Here is a 13614-nt window from a genome sequence, read left to right on the forward strand (position 1 = left end):
CAGCTCTTGGGTCAGCGCTACGGCCAGCCTGATTACTGCCTACCGTGGGCGTCCATCGCCGACCTTACTGCAATGTTGCGGGCGGCGCAGACTGTCCAGATAAGGCGACCAGCTCCTCGCGCGCGCGGATGCTGCGTTCCTTGTGATAGTCGCGCAGCGTCTCACGGGCTAACCTGTCCACATGTCCACTCGCGTGGGTGACCTCATGTGCGAGTGTGGACACCAGATCGAGGTCATGGTCGAAGGCCATGCGCTCGGGCATGAAGACCTTGTCGATGTCAGGCCGGTAATAGGCGTCATGCAGGCCGTATTCGACCGGGATGCCAAGCCCTTCGAGGAAAGTCAGCGCATCGGCGACCGAGGTGCTGATGGGCGCGACCTCCTTCTCGGCGGCCTCCTCGGCGCCGTCCACCTGATCGCGGTTGAAGACGACAAAGCTGCGCGCGAAGAAGCGGGCGCGAGAGTCGCCTTCTCCGCCCGCTTCTGTGGCGGCATCGCCGCGCTCGACCTTTTTCCAGAGTATGACATGAGTGCCGATCGCACCTTTGCGGACCTGTCCGCCATTGGCGCGCCACTGCTGATAGGTCGCCCAGATGCCCGAGGCGTAGCCGCAGGCATCGGCGGTGGCCCACAGGACAAGGCGATTAATGCCGGAATAGCGCCTACCTGCAACGCTGGTCGGGCGCATGACTGGCGCACCGGAGTGGTGCCAGGGCATCCGCCATTCACCCGCGCCGGATTCAATCGCGGCGACGAGCTGGGCGGTGACGGTGGCATAGATGTCGTGACGGGGCTTCATGGGATGGTCTCCTCCTGATCCGAGCCTTGCTCGCGCGTTCGCATCCTCCTCCCGCTTTGGCGCGGAAGGAGGGTGGGTCCGGTGGCTGTTCGAGGTTGAGGGTCAGGCCGCTTGGCTGAACGGGCCGTCGGCATCGTTCTGATTGGCGGCATCAAGGGGCAGATCCTCGGCGCCATCAAGCTCGGCGTCAGGCGCGATGCCGTCGCCGACAGGATCGCTCGCAAGGTCGCCAAAGCGCATCACATCGGGCACCCAGGCAAGCGCCTTGGCCTTGATCTCGGGCTCGATGATCGTGTCGCCAGAACACAGGCGCGCCGCAGCCGTCGCCAGTTCGGTCTTCTTGGCCGCCGCATAGCGCAGGGCAATTTCAGGATCGAACCCGCCCAGAATGGTGAGGATCTGCGCCTTCTTGATGCGGTCGAAGAAGTTCTCCGCACCCGGCCGCCAGTGCTGCGCCATATCGATGCCGATCTCGGCGCCAAGGCGGCTCTGGAAGGTGCAGGCGTGCGTGCCGCAGGCAAGGCTGGCCTTGAGGCTCTGGCTGACGGCATAGGCAAGCCAGCCAGCCTTCACGCCATCGTCAAGCGACCGGAAGGCGAGGAAGGAGGAGAAGCTGTCCTCGTCGCTAGCCCAGTCATTGGGCAGGCTGGCGCGCTGCTGTTCGAGTTCGGTCACAGCGGGGCTCGCCGGAATGCCGGTCAGGCCCGAGGGCTCGTTGCGGTCGGTGATGCGGATGGTGCAGCCGGTGTCGGAGTAGCCAAAATGCCCGGCATGATCGCGAGCCAGACTGAAGATCGCCAGATCGAGGGCCAGCACCGGATCATGGGCGATGTGGAGCGCCAACACGTCGCGGCGATCCTTGGCCATCTGCTCTTCGAGCGAGCGCGGCAGGCTGGCCGAAGGCGCGGGTTCCTCGCCTTCGATTTCAGTGGCGCTCATGGGTTCGCCCGATGCGGAGGGCCGCCGCGTGGGCTTGGTCGAAGTGTAATAGGTTTCGAGGAGGCGCGGCTGCCCATCCTTACCCAGCACAAGGAAGGTGCCGACGTTGGGTTTGTCCTCTTCGGGGATCAGCAGGTCGGTGTCAGCGAGCCGGTCATGCTCGGTATCGAGCGCGTTGTATTCCGCCTCCAGCGCGTCGACATCATCGCCCTCGTCGGGCGCGTCGAGGATCTCGGCGATCTCGGTCATCCGGTCGGAGATTTCATCCATGCGGGCCTGTGCCTCGGGGCTGGGTTCGGCCCGGCGCGGCCAATAGGCGTGGAGGTCCTTGGTCTCATCATAGGTCACATGAGTCGCCAACGTCGGTTTCACCCAGGCGAGCTTGGAACCGAGTTCGGCGACCTCGGCCTCATGCGCCAGCTTCTTGGCGGCGAGATCCATGGCGAGATCGCCATCGAGCCACCGGCCTTCACCTTCGGCGGCGAACAGGTCGCGCTCGATCCGGCCACCGCAGGCCACATATTCGGCCTCGCCCAGAAAGCGTGCGATAGGGTGATCGGCCGAGAGGCTTTCCTCGGCAATCGCGCGGCGGATCGCCTGCGGATTGTCAGCCTGCCAGCTCGTCGACAGGCGCTCCCATGCCGCCGCCTGCCGTTCACGGTCGCCAGTCGAGCCATAAGCCATGGCGACATCGAGCGTGATTTCGCCAGCGGCGAGCGCCGCAAAGATCGGCTCGGCCAGATCGGCAAGGCGCAGACGGCCCTGCACATGGCGGACGGTTACGCCAAAGCGGCGCGCGACGGCCTCGGCATCGGCACCGCCATCCACGATGTCACGATAGGCCCGCGCTTCATCCGCCGGCGTCATGGCCTCGCGGATCAGATTTTCTGCAAGGCTGATCTCGCGCGCGGCGGCGTCCTCGTTCTCGCAGAGGCGCACGTCGATAGCGTAATCCTTGGGCAGCACGCCACGTTCGATCAGCAGACCGATCGCGCGCCAGCGGCGGCCACCGGCGTGGACATCGTAGAGGGTCTTCTTGCCCGCCGAGGGGCTGACGATGAGCGGCTGCAACAGGCCGTGTTCGGCGATGCTGGCGGCCAGGGCCTCAAGGCCAGCGTTGCCATTGGCCTTGCGGACATTGCTCTCGGACAGGCGCAGCTTGGCGTGGGTCAGGGTGATTGACTGCATGGTAGGGTCTCCCGCGCTTGGGTCGAGAGGCCCGGATCATGGTGACGCTTTCGCCTCCAGGGGGCCTCGCCCCATGGCTTTCCCCTTTTCTCTGGGCGTTTGTTTCCTCACGGCGCGTGGGGCGCTAAGGCAGCGATCCGAACAGTTTGCATCGCCGATTCCCCCGTTCAGCCTTGCAAAAGCGCCTCTTGAAAAAATGACCTTTAAGGTGTATTAGGTATGCCGGTAAAGCGGACCCCGCACCATGACCTCAAAGCGATCCAGGCCAAGTTTGCCGATGTGGACACACTTGAGATCACGAGCAAGGCGGCCCGCGATGCCCAGAAGATCGGCTATTCGCTCGAGGATATTGTCGATGTCGTGCAGGCGCTGGAACCGGGCGATTTCATCAAGTCCGAGACCGCGCACAACCCGCCGAACCATCGGATTTGGCACGACACCTACAACATCCCCTGCGATGGCCTCTGGTTGTATCTGAAGTTTGCTGGCGAGACGTTGATCGATGTCGTGCTGACATCCTTCAAGGAGGTTTGAGATGAGCGAGACGCGAATTCACCCCGAGACGGGCCAGGAACTGCGCCGCGACACACGCCCGCAGACGGTGCGCGTCGGCTCGCTCTCGCGTGTCGTGGATGTACCGGGCTGGTATCCGGAAGGCGATGGCGATGCCATTCACAGCGGCGCAGATTTGCGCGTCTTTAACGAGGCGTTCAAGGAACTCCGCGAGGCCTATGCTGCCCGCATCAAGACTGTGCGGAAAAAGCTCGGCCTGACCCAGGAAGAAGCCGGCGTTATCATTGGTGGCGGCAAACGAGCATTCCAGAAGTATGAAAGTGGCCGCACGCCGCCAAGTGACGCGGCGGTGGGCCTCATCGAGATCCTGGCCCGCCATCCCGAGGAGGTCGCAACTCTGCGATCATTCCGCATGGCGACACCAAAGGCGATGACGCCGGATCCGCGCTCATCGGGCACGACCTCGCCTATCGGCAAGCGCATCAAGCGCGGTGTGCGCAACGCCGCGGCCTGACGGCCTCAATGCGAGTTTCATTAGGCCGCCAGCGCCTGCGCGAACTTGCGAGCATTGTTCACCGGCATAAACAGCCAAGTCTGGTAGGCGATTATCTCTGTTAAGCAGCCCTTGGATACCAATGTCATTCGTGCCGACCTTGCTCGCCGCGAAATGCAGGCTGTCATCCCGGCCAAATCCAATCACCGTGAGAAAATCGACCATGACCGGATGCTGTACCGCCAGCGCAACCGCGCATTCGACAGGCTGAAAATCAACCGCGCCATCGCCACTCGGTATGTTCAGATGCCTTCAAGCTTCCTTGGCATGGTCTATCTGGCAACCTTTCCACCTCAAAATCAAAAATATTTACCCATAGCCATTACACAGTAAACCTATAAATAACATAGAATGAATATACGATAAAAATCATTATATCAAATATATATCATAATTTTCATACATTTCTAATAAATAAAAATAAAATTTCACAGCAAATTTACAATTTATTTTCACAACATAAATATTTTTATTATTTATTTTCGTCGACCTTCTGCATTCATGCGTTCAATCTGTTCACGCAGTGCCATATGGCTGCTGGCCCCGATGACGTTCGCGGATCACCTCCTTGATCACGTCAGGGTTTGGTCAGATTCTCCCCTTAGCCGGAGGGAGTGCGCAGACCGACCTATATGTTTGCTGGCGTTTTGTGCCGGATTAACACTGATATCGCTGCGGTGGATCGCTTTGAACTGGGTGCGTATTCCAAGCGATCGCGCACTTTTCAAACTTGAGGTCGACTTTCACATCACATGAGCATCGGATGAGGAGAAGGGGCGTTTCATGACCGGTTCTATAATACGATATGACGCTATCACGATCCTCCTTCACTGGGTTACGGCCCTTCTCGTCGTAACGCTGTTCGGGCTCGCGGAATTTTGGGGATTTCTTCCACGCGGGACACCGCTGCGTCATGAACTGCAAGGACTCCATATCTCGCTGGGTCTGGTTCTGGCAGTGGTGGCGACGCTTCGTGTCGTCTGGCGTCTGATGTTTGGCCGCACCCTCCCAGAAATCGAATCGACATTGCCTTATTGGGCAGCCAAAGGCGTACATTATCTGCTCTATATCCTGCTCGGCGGTCAAGTCGTGTTGGGCTTTGTGTTTCGCTGGGCGCAGGGAGAGGCCTTCACCTTCTTCGGGCTGTTTGCTGTCCCGTCCGCATTCGCGCCCGACAAGGCTTTGGCCCAGACCATCGGTGAAGCCCATGAACTCGTCGGTTGGGCGATCATCCTTCTTGCCGGTCTGCACGCAGCGGCTGCACTGTTCCATCACTATGCGCTGCGCGACAGCACACTCAAGCGGATGCTGCCTTACTGATCGGCGCCTGTCTTGCCAGAGTTGCTCAATGCGTGGCTCTGGCACGGCTTCAATTATTGGATATTGATCGCAGAGGCCTTTTGCTCATCGGGGATGTGCTTACCATGCAGAGCCTCGATCTCAGCCTGGCGCATCTGTAGGTAGAACGCCCGCGATGTCGCGTAGGCATGGGCCGGATCTTCATGCAGCTTCTGAAGACGATCATCGAATTCCGCACGCCTGTCGATGAGCCTGATCGCTGTCGTCGGGATGGAGTAGGCCAGTCGATTGAATGGCCTGCCGACCGCCAGGGGCAAGGTAAGACGATCAACGACATCACCAAACAGGTCGCGCACACTCGACGGGCCGATCAGCGGGAGATAGAGGAAAGGCCCTGATTTGACACCGTAGAACCCGAGCGTGTCGGCAAAGCCATTAGGCCGATGGGGAAGATTGAACCTGCGTGTTTTCGCCACGTCAAACAAGCCTGCCACGCCGATGATCGAATTGATCGTGAAGCGCCCGAGTGTCTCGGCCGCCTTCCCAGGATGATGCTGCACCAGATAATTGGCGAATACGACCGGCTCGTTGAGATTGGTGAGGATATTGCGCAGACCGCTGCGAACCGGCGACGGCAAACCATGCCTGTAGGCAAGGGCAACGGGTCGAAAAACGGCTTTGTCGATCGAATGGGTCAGCGCGAAGGACCTGATGTTGACGGATTGCAAGGGATCGCCGGGAACATTGTCCCGCATCGCCGTCACGACGATGGAATCCTGAGGACTGTCTTGCCCAGTCGGCGCGGGAACTAGCGGCTCTGGCCTTAACGACAGGGATGTGGAAGCTGGATCTCCACTATTTGCTTCCTCCTCCTTCGGTGACGAAACTGCCAGCATCGTCTTCTGCACAAAGGTTGTCGAGTGGCCATCCGACAAGATGGCCGGCAAGGGCGTCTGCAACAGCAAGCATGTCAGCACCGCTATGGTCATTTGCCTGCTCCAGCAGCCAGAGGGTCGGAGTTATTTTACGACCGCAGGTGTGGTAACGAGCTGCCTGCCCTGCCATGTGCCAGTCAGCGTGTTCAGGAAGGCGACGATATCATCGACATCCCTATCGGGCAGACTGCCGTTGGGTGTCTGGAACCGTACCATCAGCCTGACTGCCTCTGGCAATGTCTTCGCACTGCCATCGTGCATGTAAGGCCCGGTCAAGGCTATGTTACGCAGGTTGGGCACCTTGAAGCGAGCACGGTCCTGCGCGGCTTGTGTCACAGTGTATCGCCCGAGATCCGCATCAGTCAGCGCGCCGCCGCGCGCTGCGAAATAGTTGCCGTTCAGTCCCATGACTTCCATACTCTGGCCGCCCAGTGACTTGCCGACATGGCATGAGGCGCAACCATTCTCCTTGAACAATGCATAGCCGCGCTTCTCGCGCGCGTTGATGGCGTTGGCATCGCCTTGCAGATAGCGGTCGAAGCGGCTGCCAGGTGTCTCAAGGGTTCCCTCGAACGCAGCAATCGCATCGGTGATGCGACGTTGGTCGATCAGGCCGGAGCCATAGACTTTAAGGAAAGCAGCGTCGTAACCGGGCTGGGCTTTCAGTTTCGTTGCGACCTTGCTCCATGTGTGGGAGCCCATTTCCAGCGGATTCATCACGGGGCCTGCGGCCTGCGCCGCAAGGGTCGGCGCGCGACCATTCCAGAACTGTACTTTGTTGAACAACGCGTTGTAGACGGTCGGGACATTGATCGGGCCCTTTTGCCCACCTATGCCGGTGGCCGTCATCAGTCCATCCGCGCCGCCCTTGTCGAGACCATGGCAACTCGCACAACTGACGCTATTGTCACCTGAAAGCTGGGGATCGAAAAATAGCCGCCGCCCCAACGCGATCTTGTCGATATCGGTCAGCGATGTCGCCATGATTGGCTGAACAGGTTCGGCCGCGAATTGCGCGGCCACATTCGCAGAGGCGTAGTATTTGCGGCGGGCCGCTGCCGCCCAGGTCAGAAGGGCATTCCTTTCCGTCTCTCCAAGCCTCGCTCGCCAATGCATCAAAGTGTAGGGAGAAGGCGGCATCCGGTCTTGGCGCGTCACCCATTCGATGCGAGCTAAAGCCTCTTCCGGGGGAGGCGTGCCATCCTGCAATGCCGTAAGCACCGGTTCGATGCGGAAATGGCGCAAACCCTGTGCCAGGTCGCGTTGCATCAACTGTTGGGCGATCGGCACATTGGCATAAAAAGGCAATGTGGCACCCTGCGTGTGGCAATAGTCACAGCGCGCCTTGGCAAGAACCTGGAATGCCGCCAATGTGACCGGATCTCGCCGGGTGGCGGAAGACGCCGGTAACGTCGGTGCCGTCATCCTGTCGAAATGCGCCAGATAGCCAACGGTCCCACCGTAAACGGCAACAAGCGCACCAGCGCCGACGAGCAGGATGTTTCGTTTGAGCATGTTATCCGGCTAGGCACCAAGTCTGACGGAAGCCTGACGGGCCGTTGTTGCCAGATGGCACGAAACCTCAGACGTCGGGGAACCTCAGCATCAGTTCGCGCCGATCCGGATCGCTCACCAGCAGCCCATCATGAGCAGCCATGATCTGATCGACGATGGCGAGACCCAACCCCGCACCGTCCTTACTGGCATGGTCGGCACGCCTGTGACGACGCACGAGATCGCGCAGGCGCTCCTGATCGAGGCCAGGCCCTTCATCGCGAACGCCCGTTGTAGCCCCCGGACCGACGAAGACCTGGATCATGCCGCCAGCAGGCGTCACCCTGACCGCGTTCTCAATGAGGTTCCGAAGTGCCGTCGCAATCGCTTCCTTCCTGCCCCGAACGATCACAGTCTCGTCTTCGATATCGAGGGCGATCATCTTGCCTGCGGAAAGGATCGCCGGCGCGAGGAGGCTGACCACTTCGCGCGCGATCTCGACAAGGCGAACCTGTTCGGGCGCGATCTGTGCCGATGCCGCAGCATCGATCTGGGCAAGCAGCATCAACTGGTCGATCAGCCGGCGCATTGCAGCGACATCGCCTTTCAAACGCGGGGCATCAACCTGGTCGAGGCGATCAAGTTCGAGTGACAACAAGGCTAAGGGTGTACGTAATTCGTGAGCGACATCGGCCGCAAAGGCTTCTTGCCGCCTGGCTGCCTCGTCAAGGCGCTCCAGCAGATCATTGACTGCCCCGGTGAAAGGCAGGGCCTCCTCCGGCATCTGTGAGGTGTCGATGCGGAAGCCCCGTTCATGACCCTTGACGGCCTCGATGCGTATGGCCGCTTCCTCCAGGGGGACGAAAGCTTGCCGGATGACACGGAGCCCAAGGACGGTGACTGGCACCATCAGAACGATCACAGGCAGCGCGACATGTTCCAGCGATTCCAGGATTGCACGCCGCAAGGCCGCGCCTGCATCGAGATGACTGAAGGTGAGCCGGTAGAAAAAGATCACGGCCGCAAACAGCAGCAATGTGCCGACCAGCCCGACCTGCCCCAGCCCGCGTATGAGCCTGCGCGACACGGAATTTCGGCGCATCATGCAGTCAGATCCTTGAGGATATAGCCAACCCCCCGGATTGTCTGGAGCGCGCCGCGAACCTGAGCGTCTTCCAGCTTGCGTCGCAAGCGGGATATAGCCGCTTCCACGGCGTTGGGCGTCACCGGCTCATTGAAATTATAGAGAGCGTTCTCGATCACTTCCCGACGGACGACTGTTCCCGCACGGCGCATCAGCAGTTCCAGAAGATCGGCTTCCCGGCGCGACAATTCCATTTCATGATCACCGACATGCGCAATCCGGCGGGCCGCGTCGAAACGCAGGGTGCCGACTTGAACGATGGTCTGCGCTCGTATGCCCGGTCGGCGCAGCAATGCGCGAAGCCGGGCAGCCAGTTCCTCTACGTCCACGGGTTTGACGACATAGTCGTCTGCCCCGGCATCCAGCCCCTGCACCCGGTCCTCCAATGCGCCCCGCGCAGTCTGAACAATGGCCGGCGGGATCTCGCGATAACGTCGTGCTGCCATAAGCCAATCGATCCCGTCGCCATCGGGTAGACCAAGGTCGAGAATGATCGCGTCATATGTGGCACTTGTCATCGCGTCGTCCGCGCCCGACAAGCTGAGGGCGGTATCGCAGGAAAAACCACGACGCTGGAGGCCATCGACGACAAGCCGAGCCAGACGTTCATTGTCCTCGATGACGAGAATGCGCATTCTTCCGATACTTCCTGCCAAGCCGGCGTCTGACGCCTAGACGACGGTGCCAAACAGTCGGCCGATACCCGCCGTTACAGCCAGTGCCAGAGCCCCCCAGAAGCTAACGCGGAGAAGCGATCGCGTCAGCGGCGCACCACCGGCCCTGGCGCCAAGCGCGCCCAGCATGGCGAGGCATAGAAGTGTGGCAATGACGATCAGGGGGATCAGACCTTGGCGGGGCGCGACCGAGACAAGCGCAAGCGGTAGAAAAGCACCCGCGCTGAACGTCAGAGCGGATGTGAAGGCGGCTTGGAGAGGTCGGGCGGCAGCGACGTCGGACATGCCAAGTTCATCGCGTGCATGGGCTCCAAGCGCATCGCGTGCCATCAACTCATCGGCAACCTGCCTCGCCAGATTCGAGTCCAAGCCGCGAGCAATGTAAATCTCGGCCAGCTCTGTACGCTCCATTTCGGGCTGGTCGGAGAGTTCCCTTTTTTCCCTCTCCAGATCCGCCTTTTCCGTATCGGATTGCGAACTGACCGAGACATATTCGCCTGCCGCCATCGACATGGCACCGGCAACCAGCGCCGCGCCTCCCGCGACCATGATGGCAGCCTTGCCTGCGCCAGAGGCTGCGACGCCAACGATCAGACTTGCGGTGGACACAAGACCGTCATTGGCACCAAGTACCGCTGCTCGCAGCCAGCCGATCCGTGACACGGCATGGCGTTCGGGATGCGATCGCAATCTCGTCATACTATCTCCCGCACGTCACGAATACTCTCTTCATCCGATTTTCCTGACCGGAGCCTGACAGTTATCAGCCCGGAGCGCCCAATCGCGCAGTAGAAGTGGACGGATCAAGTGCGGGCATGGCCCTGCAGTCGGGCAAGACAGCCCATCGATCAGCCTCACTGCGATGACCTGATTGATCGGTGTGAGTGGCCGTACCCTCAAGGGTTTGGCCTGAAGTCTTGTTATATCCCCCCAGGGGGGATATTGGGCAGGACATGACAGACCTTTCCTCGCTTGTTGTCCAGGATGCCGCCCATGGCTGGCTGTTTATTCCCAGCGCCATCGTGCTGGGCGCGCTGCACGGGTTGGAGCCCGGCCATTCCAAGACGATGATGGCCGCCTTCATCATCGCGGTGAAAGGCACCGTCCGGCAGGCGGTTCTGCTGGGGCTGGCGGCCACGCTGTCGCATACGCTGGTGGTCTGGCTGGTGGCGATGGGGGGCATGTGGGCCTTTGGATCGTTCCGCGCCGAGGATAGCGAACCCTATTTCCAATTGGCATCGGGTGGGGTGATCATCGCCATGGCGCTGTGGATGCTGCGGCGTGCCCGCGCCGATCTGCGCGCGGCCCATGCCCACGACCATGGTCACGCCCACCACCATGATCACGGGCATTACGATCATCATCACGCCTCGGGCGAACAAGATGTCCACGAACTGGAACTGGCCACCGGCGGCTATGTCGATGCGCATGAGGCGGCCCACGCCGAGGACATCCGCCGCCGCTTTGCCGATCGCGCGGTCGGCACCGGCCAGATCGTGATCTTCGGCCTCACCGGTGGGCTGGTGCCATGCCCCGGCGCGATCACCGTGCTGATGCTTTGCCTGCAACTGCACCGTATCACGCTGGGCGCGATGCTGGTGGCGGGCTTTTCGGTTGGGCTGGCCCTGACGATGGTGGCATCGGGCGTGCTGGCGGCGCTGTCCTTGCGCCATCTGGAAAAGCGCTGGAGCGGATTTGGCGAGGCGGTTCGCAAGGCCCCGCTGGTCTCGGGCGGGGTCATCCTTGTGGTGGGCTGCATCGTCGCACTTGACGGCGCACGCCACCTGCTCTGAATGAGGCCATGAGCCACGTCACCGACAAGGACCTGATCAACCGCCTGCGCCGGGCCAATGGCCATCTCGCCAAGATCATCGCCATGATCGGGGAGGACCGCAGCGCGCTCGACATTGCGCAGCAGTTGCAGGCGGTGATTGCAGCGCTCGACAAGGCAAAGACCAACCTGGTCGCCCACCACATCGAGCACCATCTGGCCGAAACCCTGGGCGAATTGACCCCTGAAGCCCGCGAGACACTGGGGCGCCTGACCGAGATCGCCAGATATCTCTAGGTTTGGTCAGCGCGGGCGCCAGCCCTGCCTCCAGTCCCGCCCATCGCCATAGCCATGGGCCGCGCGATCCATCCACTGGCCGATCCGGTCGTAGCGCCAGGCGATCTCGCGTACCGAACGCACATCGCCCTCGGCGCATTCCCGACGTTGGCGATCCTCCAACCCGTCGATCGCGGCGTGCATGCGATCAGCCATGTCAGGGTCGATCTCTCCCTCGTCGACTTCGTGACCAAGCCGCTCCTCGAGCATATGCGCCCGCTGACCGGAGCAGACAAAACCCATCATCCGATCAGCGCCGTCGTCATGCCAGCGCATCGCATAGGAGGCTGGCGCCGGTGCGCCATTACCCACATAGACACCCCAGCTTTGCGCTTGTGCGCTTCCTGCCGACAGCAGGGCCGCCGCCACCCCGATCACACCCACCAAATGCCGCATGTCGCATCTCCCGAACCGGCAAATCACCGATACATTCTAGATAGCGAAGGGCTGCTTGTGCGATGCTGAATACAATTGTCGTAATCGGTTCATCTTGACGGCCAAGGGGCGCAAAGCCGTTGCTGCTGCGGCAAAGCTGCGCTAGAGACTGGCCTTACCGGGATAAAGCAACCTCCCGGCCAGGCGTCAGCCCAAGTGTTGCCTTCTCTAGCCTGCAGTTTTGCGGGCAGAAAGGTCTTGGGCACCCGATGAAAACGACATCTCCTTGTCCCGATTTTGCCGAACTGGTTCGCGTTTCAGCACGAATCGGCTGTCTCAGCTTTGGTGGTCCTGCCGGACAAATCGCGCTGATGCACCGCGAGTTGGTCGAGGAACGCCGCTGGATCAGCGAGGAGCAATATCTCCACGCGCTCAATTTCTGCCACCTCCTGCCCGGGCCGGAAGCGCAGCAACTGGCGATCTGGATCGGTTGGAAGCTGCATGGCATCCGGGGCGGACTTGCCGCAGGCCTGCTGTTCGTCATCCCCGGCGCGGCAGTCATTCTGGCCCTTTCCATCCTCTATGGTACGGCCGCGCATCTGGCTTGGTTTGCCGCGCTGTTTCTGGGCATCAAGGCGGCCGTGCTGGCTATCGTGGTGCAGGCTGTTCTGCGTCTTGCCGGTCGAGCACTGGGCACGCAGTTCCGCAAGGGCGCAGCCCTCGTCGCCTTTCTCGCGCTGTTTGTGTTCAATGCGCCTTTCCCGCTGGTGGTAATCGGCGCCGGGCTGACGGGCTGGCTGGTCGCGCGCTATCGTCCCGCCTCGCTGGGTTTGAAAGCCCAAGGCGCCCCATCGCCTGACACGCCGCGCCCATGGCGTCACAGCTTGTGGTCGGCACTGATCGGCGGAGCGATTTGGGCCGCGCCGATGGTGGCGGTGCTGGCGTTGTTGGGGCGGGACCATGTGCTGTGGCGGATCGGCCTGTTCTTTTCCAAGCTGGCGGTGGTCACTTTCGGCGGCGCCTATGCGGTGCTGGCCTATATGGCGCAGCAGGCGGTATCGAGCCAGCACTGGCTGAGCGCGGGCGAAATGGCCGATGGCCTCGGCCTTGCCGAAACCACCCCCGGCCCGCTGATCATGGTCACCCAATTCGTGGGCTATCTGGCAGCGTTTCGTGCCCCTGCGCCTTTCACACCGCTGGTTGCGGGACTTCTCGGGGCTGCGCTGACCACATGGGTCACCTTCGCGCCTTGTTTCCTGTGGGTTTTCGCGCTGGCTCCGTGGATCGAGCGTCTGGAAAACGCCCGCCTGCTTAAAGGCGCGCTGGCACTGGTTACCTCGGCCATCGTCGGGGTGATCGCCAACCTCTCGGCATGGTTTGCGCTTCAGGTGCTGTTCCATCGCTTGAGCCCGACTGTGCTGGGCCCCATCCACCTTAGCCTCCCCGATATGCTCAGCTTCGATTGGCGCGCGGGTCTGATTGCCGCCGTTTCGGCCTGGGCAATCATCGGGCGCAAATGGAACGTGATCCCCGTCCTTGCTCTGGCCGCTGTGAGTGGCTGGCTTCTTTCCCAACTGTCCTGAGTGGAGTGCAC

Annotated in this window: 15 protein-coding genes; 7 read left to right on the plus strand and 8 right to left on the minus strand. The window is 61.2% G+C overall.

Features of this window, described 5'->3' with window-relative positions; all coding sequences use genetic code 11:
- Positions 1 to 64 precede the first annotated feature (64 nt).
- Together AC2S2E_RS02605 and AC2S2E_RS02610 are read right to left on the minus strand one after the other, a co-directional pair.
- The gene (locus AC2S2E_RS02605; RefSeq protein WP_486523571.1) at positions 65 to 799 is read right to left on the minus strand and encodes an ArdC family protein; all 735 of its coding nucleotides are present in this window, start codon (positions 797 to 799) and stop codon (positions 65 to 67) included.
- Between the two features lie 102 nt (positions 800 to 901).
- Positions 902 to 2926, minus strand: coding sequence for a ParB/RepB/Spo0J family partition protein (locus tag AC2S2E_RS02610; protein ID WP_486523572.1), 2025 nt, complete (start codon positions 2924 to 2926; stop codon positions 902 to 904).
- A 219-nt stretch (positions 2927 to 3145) separates the two neighbouring features.
- Between AC2S2E_RS02610 and AC2S2E_RS02615 the strand changes: the two genes are divergently transcribed.
- From AC2S2E_RS02615 to AC2S2E_RS02630, 4 genes are all read left to right on the plus strand, one after another.
- Positions 3146 to 3460: a type II toxin-antitoxin system MqsR family toxin gene (locus tag AC2S2E_RS02615; protein ID WP_486523573.1), complete on the plus strand. Its 315-nt coding sequence runs from the start codon at positions 3146 to 3148 to the stop codon at positions 3458 to 3460.
- A 1-nt stretch (position 3461) separates the two neighbouring features.
- Complete coding sequence (locus tag AC2S2E_RS02620) at positions 3462 to 3953, plus strand: type II TA system antitoxin MqsA family protein (protein ID WP_486523574.1); 492 nt, start codon at positions 3462 to 3464, stop codon at positions 3951 to 3953.
- A 111-nt stretch (positions 3954 to 4064) separates the two neighbouring features.
- On the plus strand, positions 4065 to 4325 hold the full coding sequence (locus tag AC2S2E_RS02625; protein WP_486523575.1) for a hypothetical protein: 261 nt from the start codon (positions 4065 to 4067) through the stop codon (positions 4323 to 4325).
- 450 nt (positions 4326 to 4775) lie between these two features.
- On the plus strand, positions 4776 to 5312 hold the full coding sequence (locus tag AC2S2E_RS02630; protein WP_486523576.1) for a cytochrome b: 537 nt from the start codon (positions 4776 to 4778) through the stop codon (positions 5310 to 5312).
- 53 nt (positions 5313 to 5365) lie between these two features.
- Here AC2S2E_RS02630 and AC2S2E_RS02635 read toward each other — a convergent pair whose 3' ends face one another.
- The 5 genes from AC2S2E_RS02635 to AC2S2E_RS02655 form a co-directional block, all read right to left on the minus strand.
- On the minus strand, positions 5366 to 6280 hold the full coding sequence (locus AC2S2E_RS02635; RefSeq protein WP_486523577.1) for an MlaA family lipoprotein: 915 nt from the start codon (positions 6278 to 6280) through the stop codon (positions 5366 to 5368).
- Positions 6281 to 6310: 30 nt separating this feature from the next.
- Entirely contained in the window at positions 6311 to 7741 is a 1431-nt protein-coding gene (locus AC2S2E_RS02640; protein ID WP_486523578.1) for a cytochrome-c peroxidase, read from the minus strand.
- Between the two features lie 67 nt (positions 7742 to 7808).
- Complete coding sequence (locus tag AC2S2E_RS02645; RefSeq protein WP_486523579.1) at positions 7809 to 8825, minus strand: sensor histidine kinase; 1017 nt, start codon at positions 8823 to 8825, stop codon at positions 7809 to 7811.
- Complete coding sequence (locus tag AC2S2E_RS02650; protein WP_486523580.1) at positions 8822 to 9499, minus strand: response regulator; 678 nt, start codon at positions 9497 to 9499, stop codon at positions 8822 to 8824. Before AC2S2E_RS02650 ends, AC2S2E_RS02645 begins: the two co-directional genes overlap by 4 nt.
- A 36-nt stretch (positions 9500 to 9535) precedes the next feature.
- Positions 9536 to 10237, minus strand: coding sequence for a VIT1/CCC1 transporter family protein (locus AC2S2E_RS02655; RefSeq protein WP_486523581.1), 702 nt, complete (start codon positions 10235 to 10237; stop codon positions 9536 to 9538).
- 254 nt (positions 10238 to 10491) lie between these two features.
- Between AC2S2E_RS02655 and AC2S2E_RS02660 the strand changes: the two genes are divergently transcribed.
- Positions 10492 to 11331 (plus strand): nickel/cobalt efflux transporter, encoded by an 840-nt coding sequence (locus AC2S2E_RS02660; protein ID WP_486523582.1) that lies wholly within the window; start codon positions 10492 to 10494, stop codon positions 11329 to 11331.
- An 8-nt stretch (positions 11332 to 11339) separates the two neighbouring features.
- The gene (locus tag AC2S2E_RS02665) at positions 11340 to 11606 is read left to right on the plus strand and encodes a metal-sensing transcriptional repressor (RefSeq protein ID WP_486523583.1); all 267 of its coding nucleotides are present in this window, start codon (positions 11340 to 11342) and stop codon (positions 11604 to 11606) included.
- 6 nt (positions 11607 to 11612) lie between these two features.
- Here the strand turns inward: AC2S2E_RS02665 and AC2S2E_RS02670 are convergent, their stop codons facing one another.
- The gene (locus AC2S2E_RS02670; protein WP_486523584.1) at positions 11613 to 12041 is read right to left on the minus strand and encodes a histidine kinase; all 429 of its coding nucleotides are present in this window, start codon (positions 12039 to 12041) and stop codon (positions 11613 to 11615) included.
- Between the two features lie 248 nt (positions 12042 to 12289).
- Here AC2S2E_RS02670 and chrA point away from each other — a divergent pair, with 248 nt between their 5' ends.
- The gene (chrA, locus tag AC2S2E_RS02675; RefSeq protein ID WP_486523585.1) at positions 12290 to 13603 is read left to right on the plus strand and encodes a chromate efflux transporter; all 1314 of its coding nucleotides are present in this window, start codon (positions 12290 to 12292) and stop codon (positions 13601 to 13603) included.
- Positions 13604 to 13614 lie beyond the last annotated feature (11 nt).

It is taken from the genome of Novosphingobium sp. 550D (genome assembly GCF_057401885.1).

What these genes read in the sequence shown, in the direction of transcription:
- AC2S2E_RS02670 (WP_486523584.1), bottom strand. Translation starts at nt 12,041, where the DNA reads ATGCGGCATTTGGTGGGTGTGATCGGGGTGGCGGCGGCCCTGCTGTCG.
- AC2S2E_RS02610 (WP_486523572.1), bottom strand. Translation starts at nt 2,926, where the DNA reads ATGCAGTCAATCACCCTGACCCACGCCAAGCTGCGCCTGTCCGAGAGC.
- AC2S2E_RS02665 (WP_486523583.1), top strand. Translation starts at nt 11,340, where the DNA reads ATGAGCCACGTCACCGACAAGGACCTGATCAACCGCCTGCGCCGGGCC.
- AC2S2E_RS02645 (WP_486523579.1), bottom strand. Translation starts at nt 8,825, where the DNA reads ATGATGCGCCGAAATTCCGTGTCGCGCAGGCTCATACGCGGGCTGGGG.
- AC2S2E_RS02655 (WP_486523581.1), bottom strand. Translation starts at nt 10,237, where the DNA reads ATGACGAGATTGCGATCGCATCCCGAACGCCATGCCGTGTCACGGATC.
- AC2S2E_RS02615 (WP_486523573.1), top strand. Translation starts at nt 3,146, where the DNA reads ATGCCGGTAAAGCGGACCCCGCACCATGACCTCAAAGCGATCCAGGCC.
- AC2S2E_RS02640 (WP_486523578.1), bottom strand. Translation starts at nt 7,741, where the DNA reads ATGCTCAAACGAAACATCCTGCTCGTCGGCGCTGGTGCGCTTGTTGCC.
- AC2S2E_RS02620 (WP_486523574.1), top strand. Translation starts at nt 3,462, where the DNA reads ATGAGCGAGACGCGAATTCACCCCGAGACGGGCCAGGAACTGCGCCGC.
- AC2S2E_RS02650 (WP_486523580.1), bottom strand. Translation starts at nt 9,499, where the DNA reads ATGCGCATTCTCGTCATCGAGGACAATGAACGTCTGGCTCGGCTTGTC.
- AC2S2E_RS02605 (WP_486523571.1), bottom strand. Translation starts at nt 799, where the DNA reads ATGAAGCCCCGTCACGACATCTATGCCACCGTCACCGCCCAGCTCGTC.
- chrA (WP_486523585.1), top strand. Translation starts at nt 12,290, where the DNA reads ATGAAAACGACATCTCCTTGTCCCGATTTTGCCGAACTGGTTCGCGTT.
- AC2S2E_RS02660 (WP_486523582.1), top strand. Translation starts at nt 10,492, where the DNA reads ATGACAGACCTTTCCTCGCTTGTTGTCCAGGATGCCGCCCATGGCTGG.
- AC2S2E_RS02635 (WP_486523577.1), bottom strand. Translation starts at nt 6,280, where the DNA reads ATGACCATAGCGGTGCTGACATGCTTGCTGTTGCAGACGCCCTTGCCG.
- AC2S2E_RS02630 (WP_486523576.1), top strand. Translation starts at nt 4,776, where the DNA reads ATGACCGGTTCTATAATACGATATGACGCTATCACGATCCTCCTTCAC.